Below are 15,534 nucleotides of genomic sequence, written 5' to 3'. Positions count from 1 at the left end.
TAAAATCTATAATTGTTTTTGACACATTTTAAATAAAAAGGCCCTGAAATCAGGACCTTTTGTTGATTTTAGTAACCAAATACTTCTGTTAGATTGAGTTTTTTTACCTCGCCTAATTTCTGCATATCGGCTTCATTTACTTTATCTTGTGCGGCAACAAGACAGTAAGTATAGTTCTTGTTTTTCATTTCCTTGTCATGGAACGTGTTGATGTCTGCGAAAGACAATTTTGGTGCCTGTTCATAGACGTTCTTTCTCATATCAAAGTTATTTCCAAGCCTTTGGGCTTTTAGATAAGAGAAGATGATGCCATCCTGAGAAATTCTTTCAGAAGCTATAGATTTTTTCAATCCGCTTTTTGCTGTTTCAAACAGTTGCTCAGACTTTGGAAGTGTTGTAAGAAGTTCATTCATTGCTGTAGTGGACTCATTGAATTTATCTGCCTGAGTTCCTACATAAGCCATTACCATATCTTTATCCGATTTCTTGCTTGGAATCGCAAAATAAGAATAAGTGGAGTAGGCTAGAGCCTTAGATTCTCTGATGGTTTGGAATACAATAGATCCCATTCCTCCTCCGAAGTAGTTGTTGAACAAGCTTACGGTAGGGGTAAGAGTAGGATTGTACTGATCTGAATTTCTTACCCAGAATACTTCGGCCTGTACCATGTCATAATGAGCGAATAATACCTTGTTTTTATCCGTTGGGATCTGAACAAAGGTCTTGGTCTTAGGAAGCTCTTTAAGGCTTGCAGGAAGTTTATGAATAGGCTTCAGGGAAGCTACAGTTTCAGTTCCTGATTTTGGCCCGTAGTACAATACCTTATGTTTGAAGTTGAACAGGTCATGAAGGATATTAATAAGGTCTTCAGCCTTTAATGCATTAAGCTCAGCATCACTCAATACGTTATTGAATGGGTTTTGTGCGCCATATTGTGCATAGCTTCTTAATCCGGCCATGATTGTTCCCTTGTTTTGCTTGGCGTTGGCTCTGGCTTTCTTCAATCTTGCCTTGTAAGCATCCAGTGCAGCTTGGTCTGCCTTGCAGTTTCGGATCAAATCCTCAAATAATGCGACAGATTTATCGAAGTTTTCATTTAATCCTTCTATAGAGACGGAGGTTTCTTCATTTCCGGCACTTACATTAAAGCTTGATGCCAATTTATAGAACTCTCTACTAATGCTTTCTGAAGATTTATCATTCGTTCCAAGGTACTGAAGATATTCTGCAGCTAGTGGAAGCATTTTATTGTTCCATTTTCCGGAATCAAAATGATAATACATTCTGAATAAAGCATTGTCAGTATTTTTTACAGAAAGTACATCCACATCACCCAGTTTATTCTTGGTGATATCTTTGTCATAATTCAGCCATACCGGAGCAATAGCTTTTTCCGGCATTTCGTCAATTTTCTTAAGGAAAGGAGACTGATCTTCTCTGTTTACAGAAACAGGGGTGATGGTAGGTTTATCTACCTTTACAATGCTCTTGTCTTCACCTTTTTTCTTGTAAACTGCTACATAATTATTATTTTGAAGATATTTGGATGCGAAGTCCATGATATCTTTTTTAGTCAGCTTAGAAATCTCCTCAAGATATTCCAGATTTGCCTTGTGATCAACTTCTGAGGTAAATTCATCCATCAAGATACTTGCTCTTGAAGAATATTTCTCATCTTTCTGAATGATGTTCTTCTTTTCGTTGTTTACGATAGATTGAATCAAATCATCAGAGAATTCCCCCTTTCTTAATTTGTCAATTTCCTGAATAAGGAGATTTTTTACTTCATCCAAGGACTGTCCTTCAGTAGGTTTTCCCTGTAATAATAAAACTGAGTAATCTTTTAGGGCATAAGGAAAAGCAAATGCGCCCAATAGCTTTTGTTTTTTTACCAGATCAAGGTCAATTAATCCTGCCTGGCCGTTGGTAAGCATACTTCCTACAAAATTTAATAATCTTGCATCCTTTGTTGACGCTCCCGGGAATCTGAAGCCAAGCATTACGCTTTCTGCATCAGGCCCTACCACTTCCTTGATTACCGGAGATGATATGGCTTTTTCCTGTCCTATTTTGTACTCAGGAACAGGTTTGGATTTCATATAAGAGAAGGCCTTGTCAATCTTGGTAATTACTTCATCAGGATTGAAATCTCCGGACATAATGATCCCCATGTTGTTGGGAACATAGTAATTATTGTAATATTCTCTGATTGCATGCAGAGAAGGATTTTTCAAGTGCTCAATGGTTCCGATGGTAGTTTGCTTTCCATAATTGTTATTAGGGAAAAGGTTCGCAAACATCATATCAAAAACCTTATCTCCGTCATCATCAAGAGATCTGTTTTTTTCTTCATATACAGCTTCAAGCTCCGTATGGAAAAGTCTAAGAACAGGCTCTCTGAATCTTTCTCCCTGTACAGCCAGAAACTTATCGATAACGTTGGAAGGAACATCCTCGGTATATACTGTTTGCTCAAAAGAAGTGAAAGCATTGGTTCCGTCAGCTCCCATACCAGCCATCATTTTGTCATATTCATTGGCGATGGCATATTTGGCAGCCTCTCCGGAAACCCTGTCAATTTCTTTGTAGATTTCCTTTCTTTTAGCTTCATCTTTTGTTTGATTGTATTTCTCGTAAAGAGCATCAATCTGGTCTAAAAGAGGTTTTTCCTTTGCCCAGTCCTTAGATCCAAACTGATTGGTTCCCTTGAAGAGCATGTGCTCCAGATAGTGGGCAAGACCCGTATGATCTGCAGGGTCTGTTTTGCTTCCCGCCTTTGTTGCAATATAGGTCTGAATCCTTGGCTCCTTATTGGTCGGGCTCAGAATAACAGTTAAACCATTTTTTAAGGTATAATATCGTGCAGAAGTAGGGTCGTTCGTAACATACCTGTACTTATATCCATTAGAAGTAGCTTCTTTCCACTGGAAATCCTGTCCAAAAGCATGACCTGCAAAACTTGCGGCGGCAATGCTTGAAACGATTGTTAGTTTTTTTAACAGATTCATTGTCGTTGAAATGTGTTTTATTTATTTTAAAATTCTTAATTGAATTGGTCTAACAAATCTTTAATTCGTTTCATGGCTTCTCTTAAATCTTCTTCAGAAGCAGCATAAGAGAATCTGATACACTCCGGACTTCCGAATGAAAATCCTCCTACACACCCAACACGAGCGTTTTCTAAAAGGAACATGGCAAAGTCGTCCGAGTTTTTAATTTCTGTTCCATTTAAAGTTTTTCCAATATAATAGGAGATGTCCGGGAAGAAGTAGAAAGCTGCTTTTGGAAGCACTACCTTGAAGCCAGGAATTTCTTTAATTAGTTCATACACAAGATCTCTTCTCTTTTTAAAAGCATCAATCATGTATTTGTATTCAGATGGGTCTGTTTTTAAAGCTGTGATAGAAGCTCTTTGAGCCATAGTATTAGCACCACTTGTCATTTGTCCCTGTACTTTTTCGCAAGCTTTTGCCAACCATTCCGGGCAGGCAGAATATCCAATTCTCCATCCGGTCATAGCAAAGGCCTTTGACATCCCATTGATTACCGCAGTCTGTTCGTATACTTCAGGGAACTGGGCAATGGAAGTGGTTTTTGTTTCATAATTGATGAATTCATAGATCTCATCTGAAATGATCGTAACATGAGGGTACTTAGCAATCACCTTAGCGATGGATTTTAATTCATCATAAGTGTAATATCCTCCGGAAGGGTTACATGGTGAACTGAAAAGAATAGCCTTGGTTTTATCAGTGATCGCCAATTCAATCTGTTCTGCCGTAACTTTGAAATCAGTAACGTAAGATGTTGGAAGCATTACAGAAGCTCCATCCATCATTTTTACCATTTCATCATAGCTTACCCAATATGGAGCAGGAAGTAATACTTCATCTCCATCATTAATAATGGCGGCCAGAACATTTAAAATAGCCTGTTTAGCACCATTGGAAACGCAGATTTGCGTAGGTTTATATTCTAAGTTGTTGTCTCTTTTTAATTTGTAGGCAATAGCCTCACGCAATTCAAGAAATCCCGGAACAGGAGAGTAGTGGCTATAGTTTTGGTTGATGGCATCAAAGGCTGCCTGTTTGATATTATCCGGAACATCAAAATCCGGCTCACCAAGAGTTAAGCTGATGACATCTATTCCATTCGCTTTCATTTCTCTGGCTTTATTAGACATTACAAAAGTCTGTGAGTAACCTAGTCTTTTTACTCTATCTGAAAGTTTTTCCATGTATTTTTTTGAATTTTAACAAATATAGAATAAAAACAGGTTGTAGAAGTAATAAAAATAGGGGTGCTTTAAAGATATTTGTCAGGTTTTAATCAAATCACCCTATCTGGAAATAATATTGCTTTCTATGGAGGAGTTTTAAGAAATTTATGCCATACAATGCCTTTTTAGTAGGTTTTTTATGGGTTTAACTTTCAATCTGGCCAATAAAAAATAAAAAAATGCTTCTCATACTAAGTGTTTTGTATCTTTAAATCATCTAAGATCATATTTTATGAAATATTCTGTTTTTCTATTGTTAATTTCCTGTACAGTCTTTTCTCAGGGACGTTTAAAAGATGATGAAGTAAAGAAATACGTTTCACAGGTAAACGAAGATTCATTAAAGTCATATGTCAATAAGCTTGTGAGTTTCCGGACAAGGCATACTTTAAGCGCTACAGATGATCCAAAACAGGGGATTGGAGCTGCGAGGAACTGGGTTGTTCAACAATTTAAAGGCTATGCGAAAAACTCCGGCGGAAGAATGGAGGTATATCTGCAGCAGGAAGGTTTGCAGCCGGATGGAAAACGTATTGATAAGGTGGTGAACCTAGGCAATGCCATTGCTTTTTTGAAAGGTACAGATCCTAATGATAAAAGAGTTTTCCTGATTGGAGGACATCTTGATTCAAGGGTGACTGATGTGATGAACAGAACTTCAACAGCTCCCGGGGCCAACGATGATGGCAGTGGTGTGAGTGCTGTAATAGAAGCGGCAAGAATACTAAGCAAATCTTCATTCCCGGCTTCAATTATTTTTGTGGCTTTTTCCGGAGAAGAACAGTCGCTGCTGGGCTCCAGACTACTTGCAGAAAAAATTAAAAAAGACAATTTACAATTGGAAGCGGTTCTGAATAATGATATGATTGGTAATCCGAAAGCCGGTGAGACAGGAGAAGTCAATACCCGTACCCTTCGGGTATTCAGCGAGGGGCTGCCTTACATGGATATGGATAAAAAAGCGTTGATGATCAGAAATCTGGGACTTGAAAATGATAGTGACTCCAGACAGCTTGCCCGATATATCAAAGAAATTACAGAACAATATGTTAAAAGGCTTCATGTGAAAATGATCTATAGAAACGACAGGTTTTTACGGGGAGGAGATCATACCAGTTTTGTTACTAATGGATTTCCATCGGTAAGACTTACAGAATATTATGAAAACTATGATCATCAGCATCAGGACATAAGAGTAGAAAACAACAGGCAATATGGTGATTTGCCTGAATTTATAGATTTTAAGTATCTGAAAAAAAATGTGGCTGCAAATGTTGCCGTTCTGGCAAGCCTTGCAAAGTCTACTTCAAAGCCTGAACGAGTAGAAATGGACGTTAAGGAACTCACGAACTCTACAATGCTTCATTGGCAAAAACCAAAATCAGGAACGCCGGCAGGATATTTTGTTCTGATACGGGAGACAGATAGCCCTGTATGGCAAAAGAAAATATTTACAACAGAACTTTCAGCCAGAATACCACTTTCAAAAGATAATTATATTTTTGCAGTACAAACGGTCAGTCAGTCAGGAAATCTGAATGTGCCTGTAATTCCGGGTATTGCAAAATAATACGGATCGTAATAAGAGAGTTCTGGGCATGATCCGGAAAAGTAGATTTGACTACAAGAGAAATAAAACTTATTTTTGTAGATTATAATAATTCAAATGTCTACATCGTTACTATTAAAATATTTTCCGGATCTTACAGAAACACAGCTAACACAGTTTGCAAAACTGGAAGAACTGTACAATGAATGGAATGAAAAGATCAACGTGATTTCCAGAAAAGATATGGAATCGTTGTATGAAAAGCATATTCTTCACTCTTTGGGAGTGGCAAAAGTAATGGAATTTGCACCGGGAACTAAAGTATTGGATATTGGAACCGGAGGAGGTTTTCCTGGGATTCCATTGGCGATTTTATTTCCTGAGTCAAAGTTTACGCTTATTGATTCCATCGGAAAGAAAATCAGTGTAGTAAATGCCGTTGCTGAAGGAGTTGGATTGAAAAATGTAACTGCCATCCACGGAAGAGCAGAAAAATTAAAAGACAAATTCCACTTCGTAGTCAGCAGAGCTGTAACTCAGATGCCGGAATTTTTAAGATGGCTTAAAGGGAAGTTTGAAAAAGAACAATTTAACCCTAAGCATAATGGAATTTTATATTTAAAAGGCGGTGATCTTGCTGAAGAGCTTGCCGGTCTTAGATGTGAAATTTTCAATCTTAAAAATTATTTTGACGAAGAATTTTTTGATACAAAAAAAGTTGTTTATTTATCAAAAGGTAATTTTAATTCTTAATTTTGTTTAATTAGGGAATAATTTTTGCTAAATAGTTATTAATAATCGCAAAATTAAAGATTATGAAAAAACTTTTAAATATTGGTTTTTCAGCACTCTTGTTTGGCTTACTTACAGTGTCTTGTAGTGATGATGATTACGAGACCATTGAATCTATTGATAAAATCAAGATTGATAGTGTGAAAATTGTAAGTGATACCATGGATGTTTTTGCGGTACAGAGTATCAAAACTTATTCTAAATATTCTTCTCAGTGTCAGGGATTCTATGGATATGATTATATTCATGACAGTAAGTTTGAGAGGTCTGTTACTGCCTACAAGTATATTACCGGCGGTCCTTGTACCCAGGCTAACTATACAGGAGCTAATCAGATCAACTTCCGTCCACAACTGGAGGGAAAGTATATCTTTAAATTCTGGAACGGGGGAAATAGCTGGATTACCAAAACCATCGTGGTAAAATAATGAAATTAACTTTTGTATTTTGTTTACTGACTGCCCATATGATGTTTGGACAGAAGATAGTCTGGCAGGGAGATCAAAAATTGATATGGGATAATTTTAAAAGCCCGGTCAATAGAAAGAATAATCCGGATGTGGCAGCATATACCAATTGTGGATGGGAGTATTCTGTAGTGAAATCTACCAACCCAAAGTCACCTGTTAAAATTGAAATAAAAACCATATTCAATGAAGGCAAGTCCTGGAAGGATGTTAAAAAAATTAATGATCATATCTTGTTGCATGAACAAAAACACTTTGATATTGCTGAGCTCTTTGTAAGGAAATTCCGAAAAATTGTTTCTGAAAAAGTAAGAACCTCAGGTGATTATAATAAATTATTTAAAGGTATTTATAACGATATATCCAACGACTATAAAAGTTTTCAGATTTCCTATGATAAAGATACCCGTCATGGGATGGACAAGGAAAAGCAGGCAGAATATAATGCCCTCATTTCTGAAGAACTAGAAAACCTTAAAAGCTATCAGACCCCTTGAAATTCCTCAATAAAATTATACACGAACTGTTGGACCAAAACCCGGATCTTTCCGCGTTCAACATTATCCTTCCGGGAAAGCGTCCTATTGTATTTATAAGACAGATTCTTGAGGAAAATAATTATTCTGGGTTTCTTCCTAACTTTTTTACAGTAGAGGAGCTCATTAATACCATTGCGGACAAGCAGGTTATCCAGGGAATTCCTCTCTGGCTTTTTTCGTTTGATGTGTACCGAAGCCTGAATCTTATTCCCAATGATGATTTTGCAGAATTTCTGAAATGGTTTCCCACCTTACAGAAAGACTGGGATGATATTCTGAAATTTTCAGATAATGACCAGGCAGTTCTGCAGTATATGTTTGATGAAGAAAGGATTAAAGAGTGGGCACAGGATTTGGGAGAGGACGATGATGTTCCGAGAAAGAAGTTTCTTAATTTCTGGCAGAACATGAATGTTTTTCTTCCAACATTAAAAGAAAGACTGAAAGAAAAGAACTGGGCTACCTCAGGAATGATTCACGAGGCTGCTAAAGCGAGTATTGTTGATTTTGCGAAGAATACCTCAGAACAATTTGTTTTCTGCGGATTTAATGCCTTTACGCCGGTGGAAGAGAAATTGGCAAGAAGCCTTTTACAGTGGAATAAAGCGCAATGCTTCTTTCAGGCAGACCGTTATTATTTTGATGACGAAAGACAAGAGGCCGGAAAATTCCTCAGAAATCATAAAACTTGGAAAGAATTTGATGATAACAGGGCTTTTCAATGGATTGAGGATGATTTTAACCAACCCAAAAAGATTAAGGTATATGAGGTTTCCGGAAATGTTACGCAGACTAAGGTTTTGCCGGAGATCTTTAAGGAAATTAATAATAAAACCTATTCCAATACGGCGGTAGTACTGCTGGATGAGAATCTACTTCCTGCGAGTCTGGACGTTATGCATGGTGTGGACAACCTGAATATTACAATGGGTTTCCCGTTAAAGAATCTTTCCTTTTCCAATGCAGTGAAACGACTTTTCTATCTGCAAAAGCAGCTTGAAAAGAATAAATCGTCCTATTACTACAGGGATATATTTCCAATTTTGGAAGAACTGCCTAAGTCTCCCGAAGATGAGCAGGTTATCAATGACTTTAAAACGAAGATAGAGGAGAGAAATATTGTTTATATCTCCAGAAAGCTTCTGCAAGAGCTTTTGGGTAGTTTGTCTTATTTCGGACTTCTTCAAAAGGCTACAAGCACCAGTGTTTATCTGGACGTGCTTATCGACTTTTGTCAGAAAGTAAAATGGCTGGAAATTGATGATATCCAGTATGAGAATGTTTCCCATTTTGAAAATGCATTCAGAATTATTAAAAACCAATTGACTCCCTACAATATTGAGATCAAAATGGAAACTTTGGAAATTCTGATCAATCAGCATATTAACTCCGAAAGTATTGACTTTCAAGGGGAGCCGTTAAGAGGTTTGCAGATCATGGGATTGCTGGAAACACGTCTTTTGAATTTTGAAAATGTAATTTTGCTTTCCGTTAATGAAGGAAAACTGCCATTAGGTAACTCACAGAATACCTATATTCCTTTTGATATCAGAAGATTCTTTGACCTTCATACATTCCTGGAGAATGACAGCATTTATGCTTATCACTTCTACAGACTGATTCAGGATGCGAAAAATGTACACCTTTTGTATAATGCTCTAAGTTCCGGGGTTAATACCGGAGAGAAGAGCAGGTTTATTACGCAGATTGAAATGGAGAGCTCACATGAGATTGAACATTTAATTATTGAAAATTCTTCGGAGCCGATTGCTACTAAACCAATAGAGATTTTCAAGACAGAAATTGTGCAGGAGCGTCTTCAAAAATGGAAGGAAAAAGTATCAGCTTCCCACCTTACAAGCTATCTTTATAACCCGATAGATTTTTACCTATCCAAGATTTTAAATACTTCGGAGTCTGATGAAATTGAGGAAGAACTGTCTGTGAAGAACTACGGAAATCTGGTGCATTATTCACTTCAAGAAGTGTATGAAGTACTTAAGGGTAAGGTTTTAAAAGAAAGTGACTTAAAAGATTCAGTTAAAGCAATAGATAGGTACATAGAAATAGCCATTGAGAAGCTTAAGCATCAACCTGAATTCTACGAAAAGGGGATGAACTACATTCATAAGGCTATTGCCAAAAAGGTGATTGAAAATGTTCTGAACCATGATCTTGAATTAGTACAACAGGGAAATAAATTAGAGATCATTGATATCGAAAGGAGGTTTGAAAATGTAGAGTTTTATCTTGATGGAAATGATAAAATTTCATTCCTTGGATTCATTGACAGGATTGATAAGCTGAATGGTACACTAAGAATTATAGACTATAAAACGGCCAAGATTAAAAACCTCAATGTAAAGATTGATGAAAATAATGTGGCAGATTATTTCCATAACAGTGACAGGAAGCAGGCCCTACAGCTCTGTATTTATCATTATGTGGTACAGCATCTTCCCGAATTTTGGGGATTTCCGATTGAGACAGGAATCTGGAGTTTTGCTGAAGCTAAAAAAGGAATGGTTTCCCTGCAATTTGATAAAGGAGATATTGATGATGCCATGAAGTCTGTGAAAAGCCTGATCCTTGAAATTCTAAACCCTGACATCAATTTTGTAGAGAATATAAAATCCTATTAAGCAAAAATACATTCCTGTTATTGTGGACTTAATAGAATTTAAATTGTCATTTTAATTATTCCTTAGGCTTTTTTTCAACAGTAAGACAAGTGTTGTTTTTTTCTTGATTTTTGTGGTATAATTGTATATTTACTGCAAAATTTTCACACTTACTTTATAAAAATTGGCAGTCACATGAAAAAGCTCCTGATATTTTTTACAATCGTTTTTTCTTTATCCCTTCAATCCCAACAAATAAACGATTCCCTGAATGTCAGATTACAAAATATCACCCAAGAAACCAAGTTTGGATTGGCACTAAGTGGTGGTGGGGCAAAGGGATTTGCTCACATTGGTATTTTAAAGATGATTGATTCCCTGGGAATTAAGGTTGATTATATTACGGGAACCAGTATGGGAGGTATTCTGGGAGGTTTATATGCAATGGGGTACAATGCAGATCAGCTAAAGAAGACCATTTATAAGGTAGATTGGAACAGAATTCTGAGCAACAAAATCCCTTACAGTAAGGTTAATATCAGTGAAAAGGATGAATATGATAAATATATTCTTGAATTTCCTGTAGTAAAAGGAATCCCAACTCTCCCGAGTTCTTATATTGAAGGACAATATATGGGTGAAGTTCTCAATACTCTGACATTTAATGCAAAACATATCAACGATTTCAGCCAGCTGCGTATTCCTGTGGAGCTTACTTCTTCAGATATTGAAAATGGCGGATTAGTTATGCAGAAAAAGGGATCGTTGCCACTAGCTATCCGCTCTACATTGGCAATACCTGCCGCATTTGCACCGGTTTATATTGATGGAAAGCTTTTGGTAGACGGAGGGCTGGATCGTAATTATCCGGCAAATGAAGTACGCCAGATGGGGGCTGACTTTGTAATTGGAGGCTACACAGGCTTCAGGCTTTTCACAAAGAAAGAAATTGAAAACCCGATGAAGATGATCTATCAGACTCACGCCATTCGTTCTGTAGAGGATTTCAAGCATCAAAAAGCGCTTTCCAATATTCTGGTAGACTTTGTAGATCCTTTGGGTGATATTACTACAAAAGACTTTGCCCGATTCAGAAGGATTATTAAAATTGGGGAAATGGAAGCCAAAAGACATCTTCCTGAATTTGTAGCATTGGCAGAAGCTCAACGAAGAGCGGGAATTAAGTATGAGCACGAAATGATTGAAGAGGTAAAGCTGCCCACTATAAAATTTACTTTTAACGAAGAAAACGGAACGCCGCTTACAGACCCTGTTGAGATTGATGTGATTAAAAAAGAACTGAGATTATCAGAAGGGGAATATTATGATGTGAAAACCGTAAATGAGGCAATAGACAGGGTATTCGGGATGCGTCAGTATGAAAAGGTTTATTATACCTATACCAATGCAGGAGATGGCCTTATCATGAATATTTTTGTTAAGAAGATAAAAAAAGGAGCCTTTAAACTGGCTCTTCATTATGATACTGAACAGTCCGTAGGGATTATTGTGAACTATACCTATAGAAATATCCTTGCCAACCGATCAAGATTTCTTGCAACAGTAGATGTTTCAGAGCGTTTTAAAGCCCGGTTGGCTTACCAGCGTTTCCTGGGAAGTGGGGATCATTGGTGGCTGGATCTTGAAGCCAAGATTGTTCATCTTAAAAGTAATGATTTAACGTTTAGGGTATTTAGTCTTGATGAGGACTACAATACACGATTTCCGAATCATATGTACCGAAACATTACAGGGAAAATTGCTTTAAATTATAATATCAGCCCTAATGCCGTTATTTCTATCGGAACAGAATTCAGTACTGAAAGGATGTACAGTTTACTGGACAAAGTAGATCAGGCCAAGTTTGATAATTATAGTAAAAAGCTTTACAATCATAGTAATTTTAATACATTTTTGAAATTCGAGCAGAATAATCTGAATAAAAGATACTTCTTTACAAGAGGAAATCATCTTCAGGTCAGTACAAGATTCTACTACGGAAATCAATATGAGTTATATGATCTTGAAACGGTACAGCCTCTGTTGTACCCATTGTTGAACCCTAAGGACTCTTATTATTACGAACCTAAGAATCTTGTTTCCTTTACCTTAAACGAGAATTTTGCCTATCCCATTACAAGAAGACTTGCTGCTAAAGCCAATGTGTTTTTAGGAGCTAGCTTTGGTGCGCAAAGAGAAGATAAGGTGCCTTATCTTTTTCTTAACCAGAAATATAACCTGGGAGGCAGTGAATATAATTCCGACCTTTTAAACCCTGAATTTAACGGTCTTCGTCAAAAAGAGTTACCCATGACTTCTGTAGCGAAAGTAGGGTTGTCTCTTCAGTACAGAATTATGAAAAAACTATACCTTAGCCCATCCTTTACCTACGGAAAGGTAAGTGATGAGTTTTCTCCCTTTAATAATAGCTACGACATGTTTGGCTACGGCGTAAATTTAGGATACGAATCACTTTTAGGTCCTATTAACCTGAATGTTTCCCGAAATAACCAACTTGATTTTTCAAGAATCTATTTCAGTATAGGATTTAAATTTTAAAACAAAAAAGAACCTTATTCATTCGGATAAGGTTCTTTTTTATACTAGCTGTAATCTTTTTTATTTCCTTGGAATTTCAGGTCTGGGCATTTTGTAATAGCTTCCTGAAATACATTTTAAAAATGAAACAACAGCATCCAATTCCTGCTCATTAAGATTCAGGGGCTTCATTAGATGGTCTGTTACCGGGAAATTGGGATCTGCCTTTTTTTCTTCCGGTGTAGGGTTAATCATTTGCATTCCGCTGTTGTATAGGCTTACAACACCATGCAGGTCATCCATCAATCCATTGTGCATCCAGGGAGCGGTATATTCCAGATCCCTTAGAGATGGGGTCTTGAATTTTCCTACATCATTGGGGTTCTTTGTAACGGTAAATAAACCCAGATCCTCGTATTCACGTTTGTAGTAGGTAAGTCCGATATTATGGAAAGATTCATCCGTCATATACTTTCCGTAGTGGCAGTTCATGCATCGGGCTTTTGTTCTGAACAGGTGCATGCCGTAGATTTCTTTGTTGCTCATTGCCTTATGATCTCCCTTTATAAACTTATCCAGCTTGCTTGGCTGACTTTTAAGGGTTTTTTGAAAGGTTGCCAGGGCTTGGGCTATTTTGTCAAATGTAATTTTGTCAGTTTGATAAACGTCCTTAAAAAGTACTTTGTATTCTTTAATCTTAGAAAGTTTCCCTGCAAGCTTTTCAGGCTTCATATTCATTTCGTTGTGGGCAGAGATAGGTCCTACAAGCTGTTCTTCCAGTGTTTTTGCTCTTCCGTCCCAAAAAAAAGATGTTCTTTCCGCAATATTAAAAAGGGACTGCGTATTTCTTTTTCCCTGTAAGTGATCATTGCCCAGAGCTACTTCCTGCCCGTCGCTCCATCCCAGTTCAGGATTGTGACAACTGCTGCATGATATTTGGCTGGATGCTGATAGCTTAGGATCAAAAAATAGTTTTTTTCCTAACATTACCTCGGGAAGCTCCTGAGTATCGTAATAATTGGAATCCTGTTCTATTGCTTCAAATTCTTTCCATTTAACATCAGGATCTACTGATGGGGAAGGCCAGAATTGTACTGGTTTTTTGTATTGTTCCACAACTTCACCATAGTCTATACTATATTTCTGTACGGTATGCTGCATGAAGAAAAAGGAGAGTAGGCCAATCAGCAGAATGAGTTTAAGAGTTGAAAATTTCATGATATTTCTTTAATTTAAAAAATACTTCCTATAGTGGCTGCAAATAATACATTGTTGCCATTATTGAAGTTGCTGTAAATGATCTTGCTGCCTACATATGCATTTTTTATCACGGGAACGTTGAAGTGAAAATTAATATCCAGTTTTGATTGCCAGAAATCAGAGGAGCGGTAAGCATAGTTCTCTTGCAGCATTTGATTGATGGCGGGTTTTCCGGAGTTATTGAATATTCCGTTTTTCTGATAAACATCGGTTACCGAAAGGCCTAATGATACAGAAATAGCCAGATTGTTTTTAAGAGTTTTGAACCATTGATAATCTGCGCCATATACAAGTTTACTTAAATCAATTATTGATAATGGAGTGGTGTATTTTTCTTTATCCTGCATCCATCCAAAATAGGGCATAATAGAGGATCTTGCACTTTTATTTCCTATTTGCAACAGTCCTTTAAGCAATATGTTGTTCATTTTATGGCTGTATTTTTCTACAGTACCTATCTGAATATAATTTCTGGAGTTTTCATTGAGAAAAAGATTCTCTGTTCCTTTTCTTTCCGTACTGCTTCCATCTACAGAAAGCCCCCAGAGGATTTTGTCTGTTTCAAAGAACTTTCCTAATGAAAAACTAAACTGCTGCTCGTTTATTTTTGAGGCATTAAGATCCGTATATTCTGTCAGAATCTTATCCATATTGAATTTTTTCAGACCAATACTAAGATACCAGTTCCTGTTATTAGGTTCATATATTTGAAAACCACCTCCGTAGGACCACCCTTCATAGTAAGCCTGACGAAGCTTTCCTGAGAGAAGTTCATTATAATTTCCCAATCCGCTCATGTTATAGATGGTAGGAAATCCCTGATTGCTCACAAAACTCAGATAGTGCTTCTGGGTATATTTTTCTGCATCGAAATAAGCTCCAATTTTAAACTTTTGAAACATCATTTTATTGACCCCCAATGCCAGTGAAAAATTGGCTGTTGTATTCTTGGGTCTTGGATCTGTATCACGATAGCTCAGGCTCGCCCTATAGCTTCCTGTAATCCCAATGGTAAGGGTGTTAATCTGTTTTGAATACCCTCCCGAAAAAGCATAGTTTTCAAACTTCATATCACCCCCTACGCTGTCAGCGGCTACGTAGGGGTAGATAAGTTCATAATCAGCATTTTCATTCCATACGATCTGTTTGTTCTTTCCTTGCGAATAAGATGCATTTCCCCATACTGTTGTTTGGTGATCCAGCTTTTGCAGAGTGAGGGCTTCCGCTCCCCATAGGTTTTTACCTTTGCCTTTTTGCTGTATTTCAGAAGGGGTTTTATTAATTTCCGTAAAAATATTAAAAGTTGTAACACTGTATTTTCTTGCATCTAAATTGCTGGCCGGATTTACATTGATTCTGCTTTTAAAAACCCTTTCAGAACTGTATTCTTCATGAATCTTTTCTGCAATTGTATCATTGATCTGAGCATTCACTGTTATGCTGAACAAGGATATAAACAGAATGGGTATGGAAAGAAAATTCTTCATTT

10 protein-coding genes are annotated in these 15,534 nt (G+C 37.0%); 6 read left to right on the top strand and 4 right to left on the bottom strand.

Annotated elements, in window-relative coordinates; all coding sequences use genetic code 11:
- Window positions 1-68 precede the first annotated feature (68 nt).
- Both C7D53_RS08600 and C7D53_RS08595 read right to left on the bottom strand, forming a co-directional pair.
- On the bottom strand, window positions 69-3,008 hold the full coding sequence (locus C7D53_RS08600) for a M16 family metallopeptidase (protein ID WP_106915971.1): 2,940 nt from the start codon (window positions 3,006-3,008) through the stop codon (window positions 69-71).
- Window positions 3,009-3,043: 35 nt separating this feature from the next.
- On the bottom strand, window positions 3,044-4,237 hold the full coding sequence (locus C7D53_RS08595; protein WP_106915970.1) for a pyridoxal phosphate-dependent aminotransferase: 1,194 nt from the start codon (window positions 4,235-4,237) through the stop codon (window positions 3,044-3,046).
- Window positions 4,238-4,511: 274 nt separating this feature from the next.
- Here C7D53_RS08595 and C7D53_RS08590 point away from each other — a divergent pair, with 274 nt between their 5' ends.
- The 6 genes from C7D53_RS08590 (at window position 4,512) to C7D53_RS08565 (ending at window position 12,806) form a co-directional block, all read left to right on the top strand.
- On the top strand, window positions 4,512-5,849 hold the full coding sequence (locus C7D53_RS08590) for a M28 family metallopeptidase (protein WP_106915969.1): 1,338 nt from the start codon (window positions 4,512-4,514) through the stop codon (window positions 5,847-5,849).
- A 96-nt stretch (window positions 5,850-5,945) separates the two neighbouring features.
- Entirely contained in the window at window positions 5,946-6,581 is a 636-nt protein-coding gene (gene rsmG, locus C7D53_RS08585) for a 16S rRNA (guanine(527)-N(7))-methyltransferase RsmG (RefSeq protein ID WP_106915968.1), read from the top strand.
- Window positions 6,582-6,643: 62 nt separating this feature from the next.
- Window positions 6,644-7,048: a hypothetical protein gene (locus C7D53_RS08580; RefSeq protein ID WP_106915967.1), complete on the top strand. Its 405-nt coding sequence runs from the start codon at window positions 6,644-6,646 to the stop codon at window positions 7,046-7,048.
- Window positions 7,048-7,584, top strand: a complete 537-nt coding sequence (locus C7D53_RS08575) for a DUF922 domain-containing protein (RefSeq protein WP_106915966.1) — start codon at window positions 7,048-7,050, stop codon at window positions 7,582-7,584. The genes C7D53_RS08580 and C7D53_RS08575 overlap by 1 nt, the downstream gene beginning before the upstream one ends.
- Complete coding sequence (locus tag C7D53_RS08570; protein ID WP_106915965.1) at window positions 7,581-10,268, top strand: PD-(D/E)XK nuclease family protein; 2,688 nt, start codon at window positions 7,581-7,583, stop codon at window positions 10,266-10,268. The genes C7D53_RS08575 and C7D53_RS08570 overlap by 4 nt, the downstream gene beginning before the upstream one ends.
- A 174-nt stretch (window positions 10,269-10,442) precedes the next feature.
- The gene (locus C7D53_RS08565) at window positions 10,443-12,806 is read left to right on the top strand and encodes a patatin-like phospholipase family protein (protein ID WP_106915964.1); all 2,364 of its coding nucleotides are present in this window, start codon (window positions 10,443-10,445) and stop codon (window positions 12,804-12,806) included.
- A 60-nt stretch (window positions 12,807-12,866) separates the two neighbouring features.
- On the opposite strand, the gene C7D53_RS08560 is transcribed toward C7D53_RS08565, so the two are convergent.
- Both C7D53_RS08560 and C7D53_RS08555 read right to left on the bottom strand, forming a co-directional pair.
- A complete protein-coding gene (locus C7D53_RS08560; RefSeq protein WP_106915963.1) occupies window positions 12,867-14,003 on the bottom strand; it encodes a cytochrome-c peroxidase in 1,137 nt (378 codons plus the stop codon).
- 14 nt (window positions 14,004-14,017) lie between these two features.
- Window positions 14,018-15,532, bottom strand: a complete 1,515-nt coding sequence (locus C7D53_RS08555; RefSeq protein ID WP_106915962.1) for a DUF6850 family outer membrane beta-barrel protein — start codon at window positions 15,530-15,532, stop codon at window positions 14,018-14,020.
- Window positions 15,533-15,534 lie beyond the last annotated feature (2 nt).

Source organism: Chryseobacterium aurantiacum (assembly GCF_003020585.1).
Taxonomy (GTDB): Bacteria; Bacteroidota; Bacteroidia; order Flavobacteriales; family Weeksellaceae; genus Chryseobacterium; species Chryseobacterium aurantiacum.
Note: the sequence above shows the minus strand (reverse complement) of the source record. Positions and strands in the feature narration are given on the sequence as shown.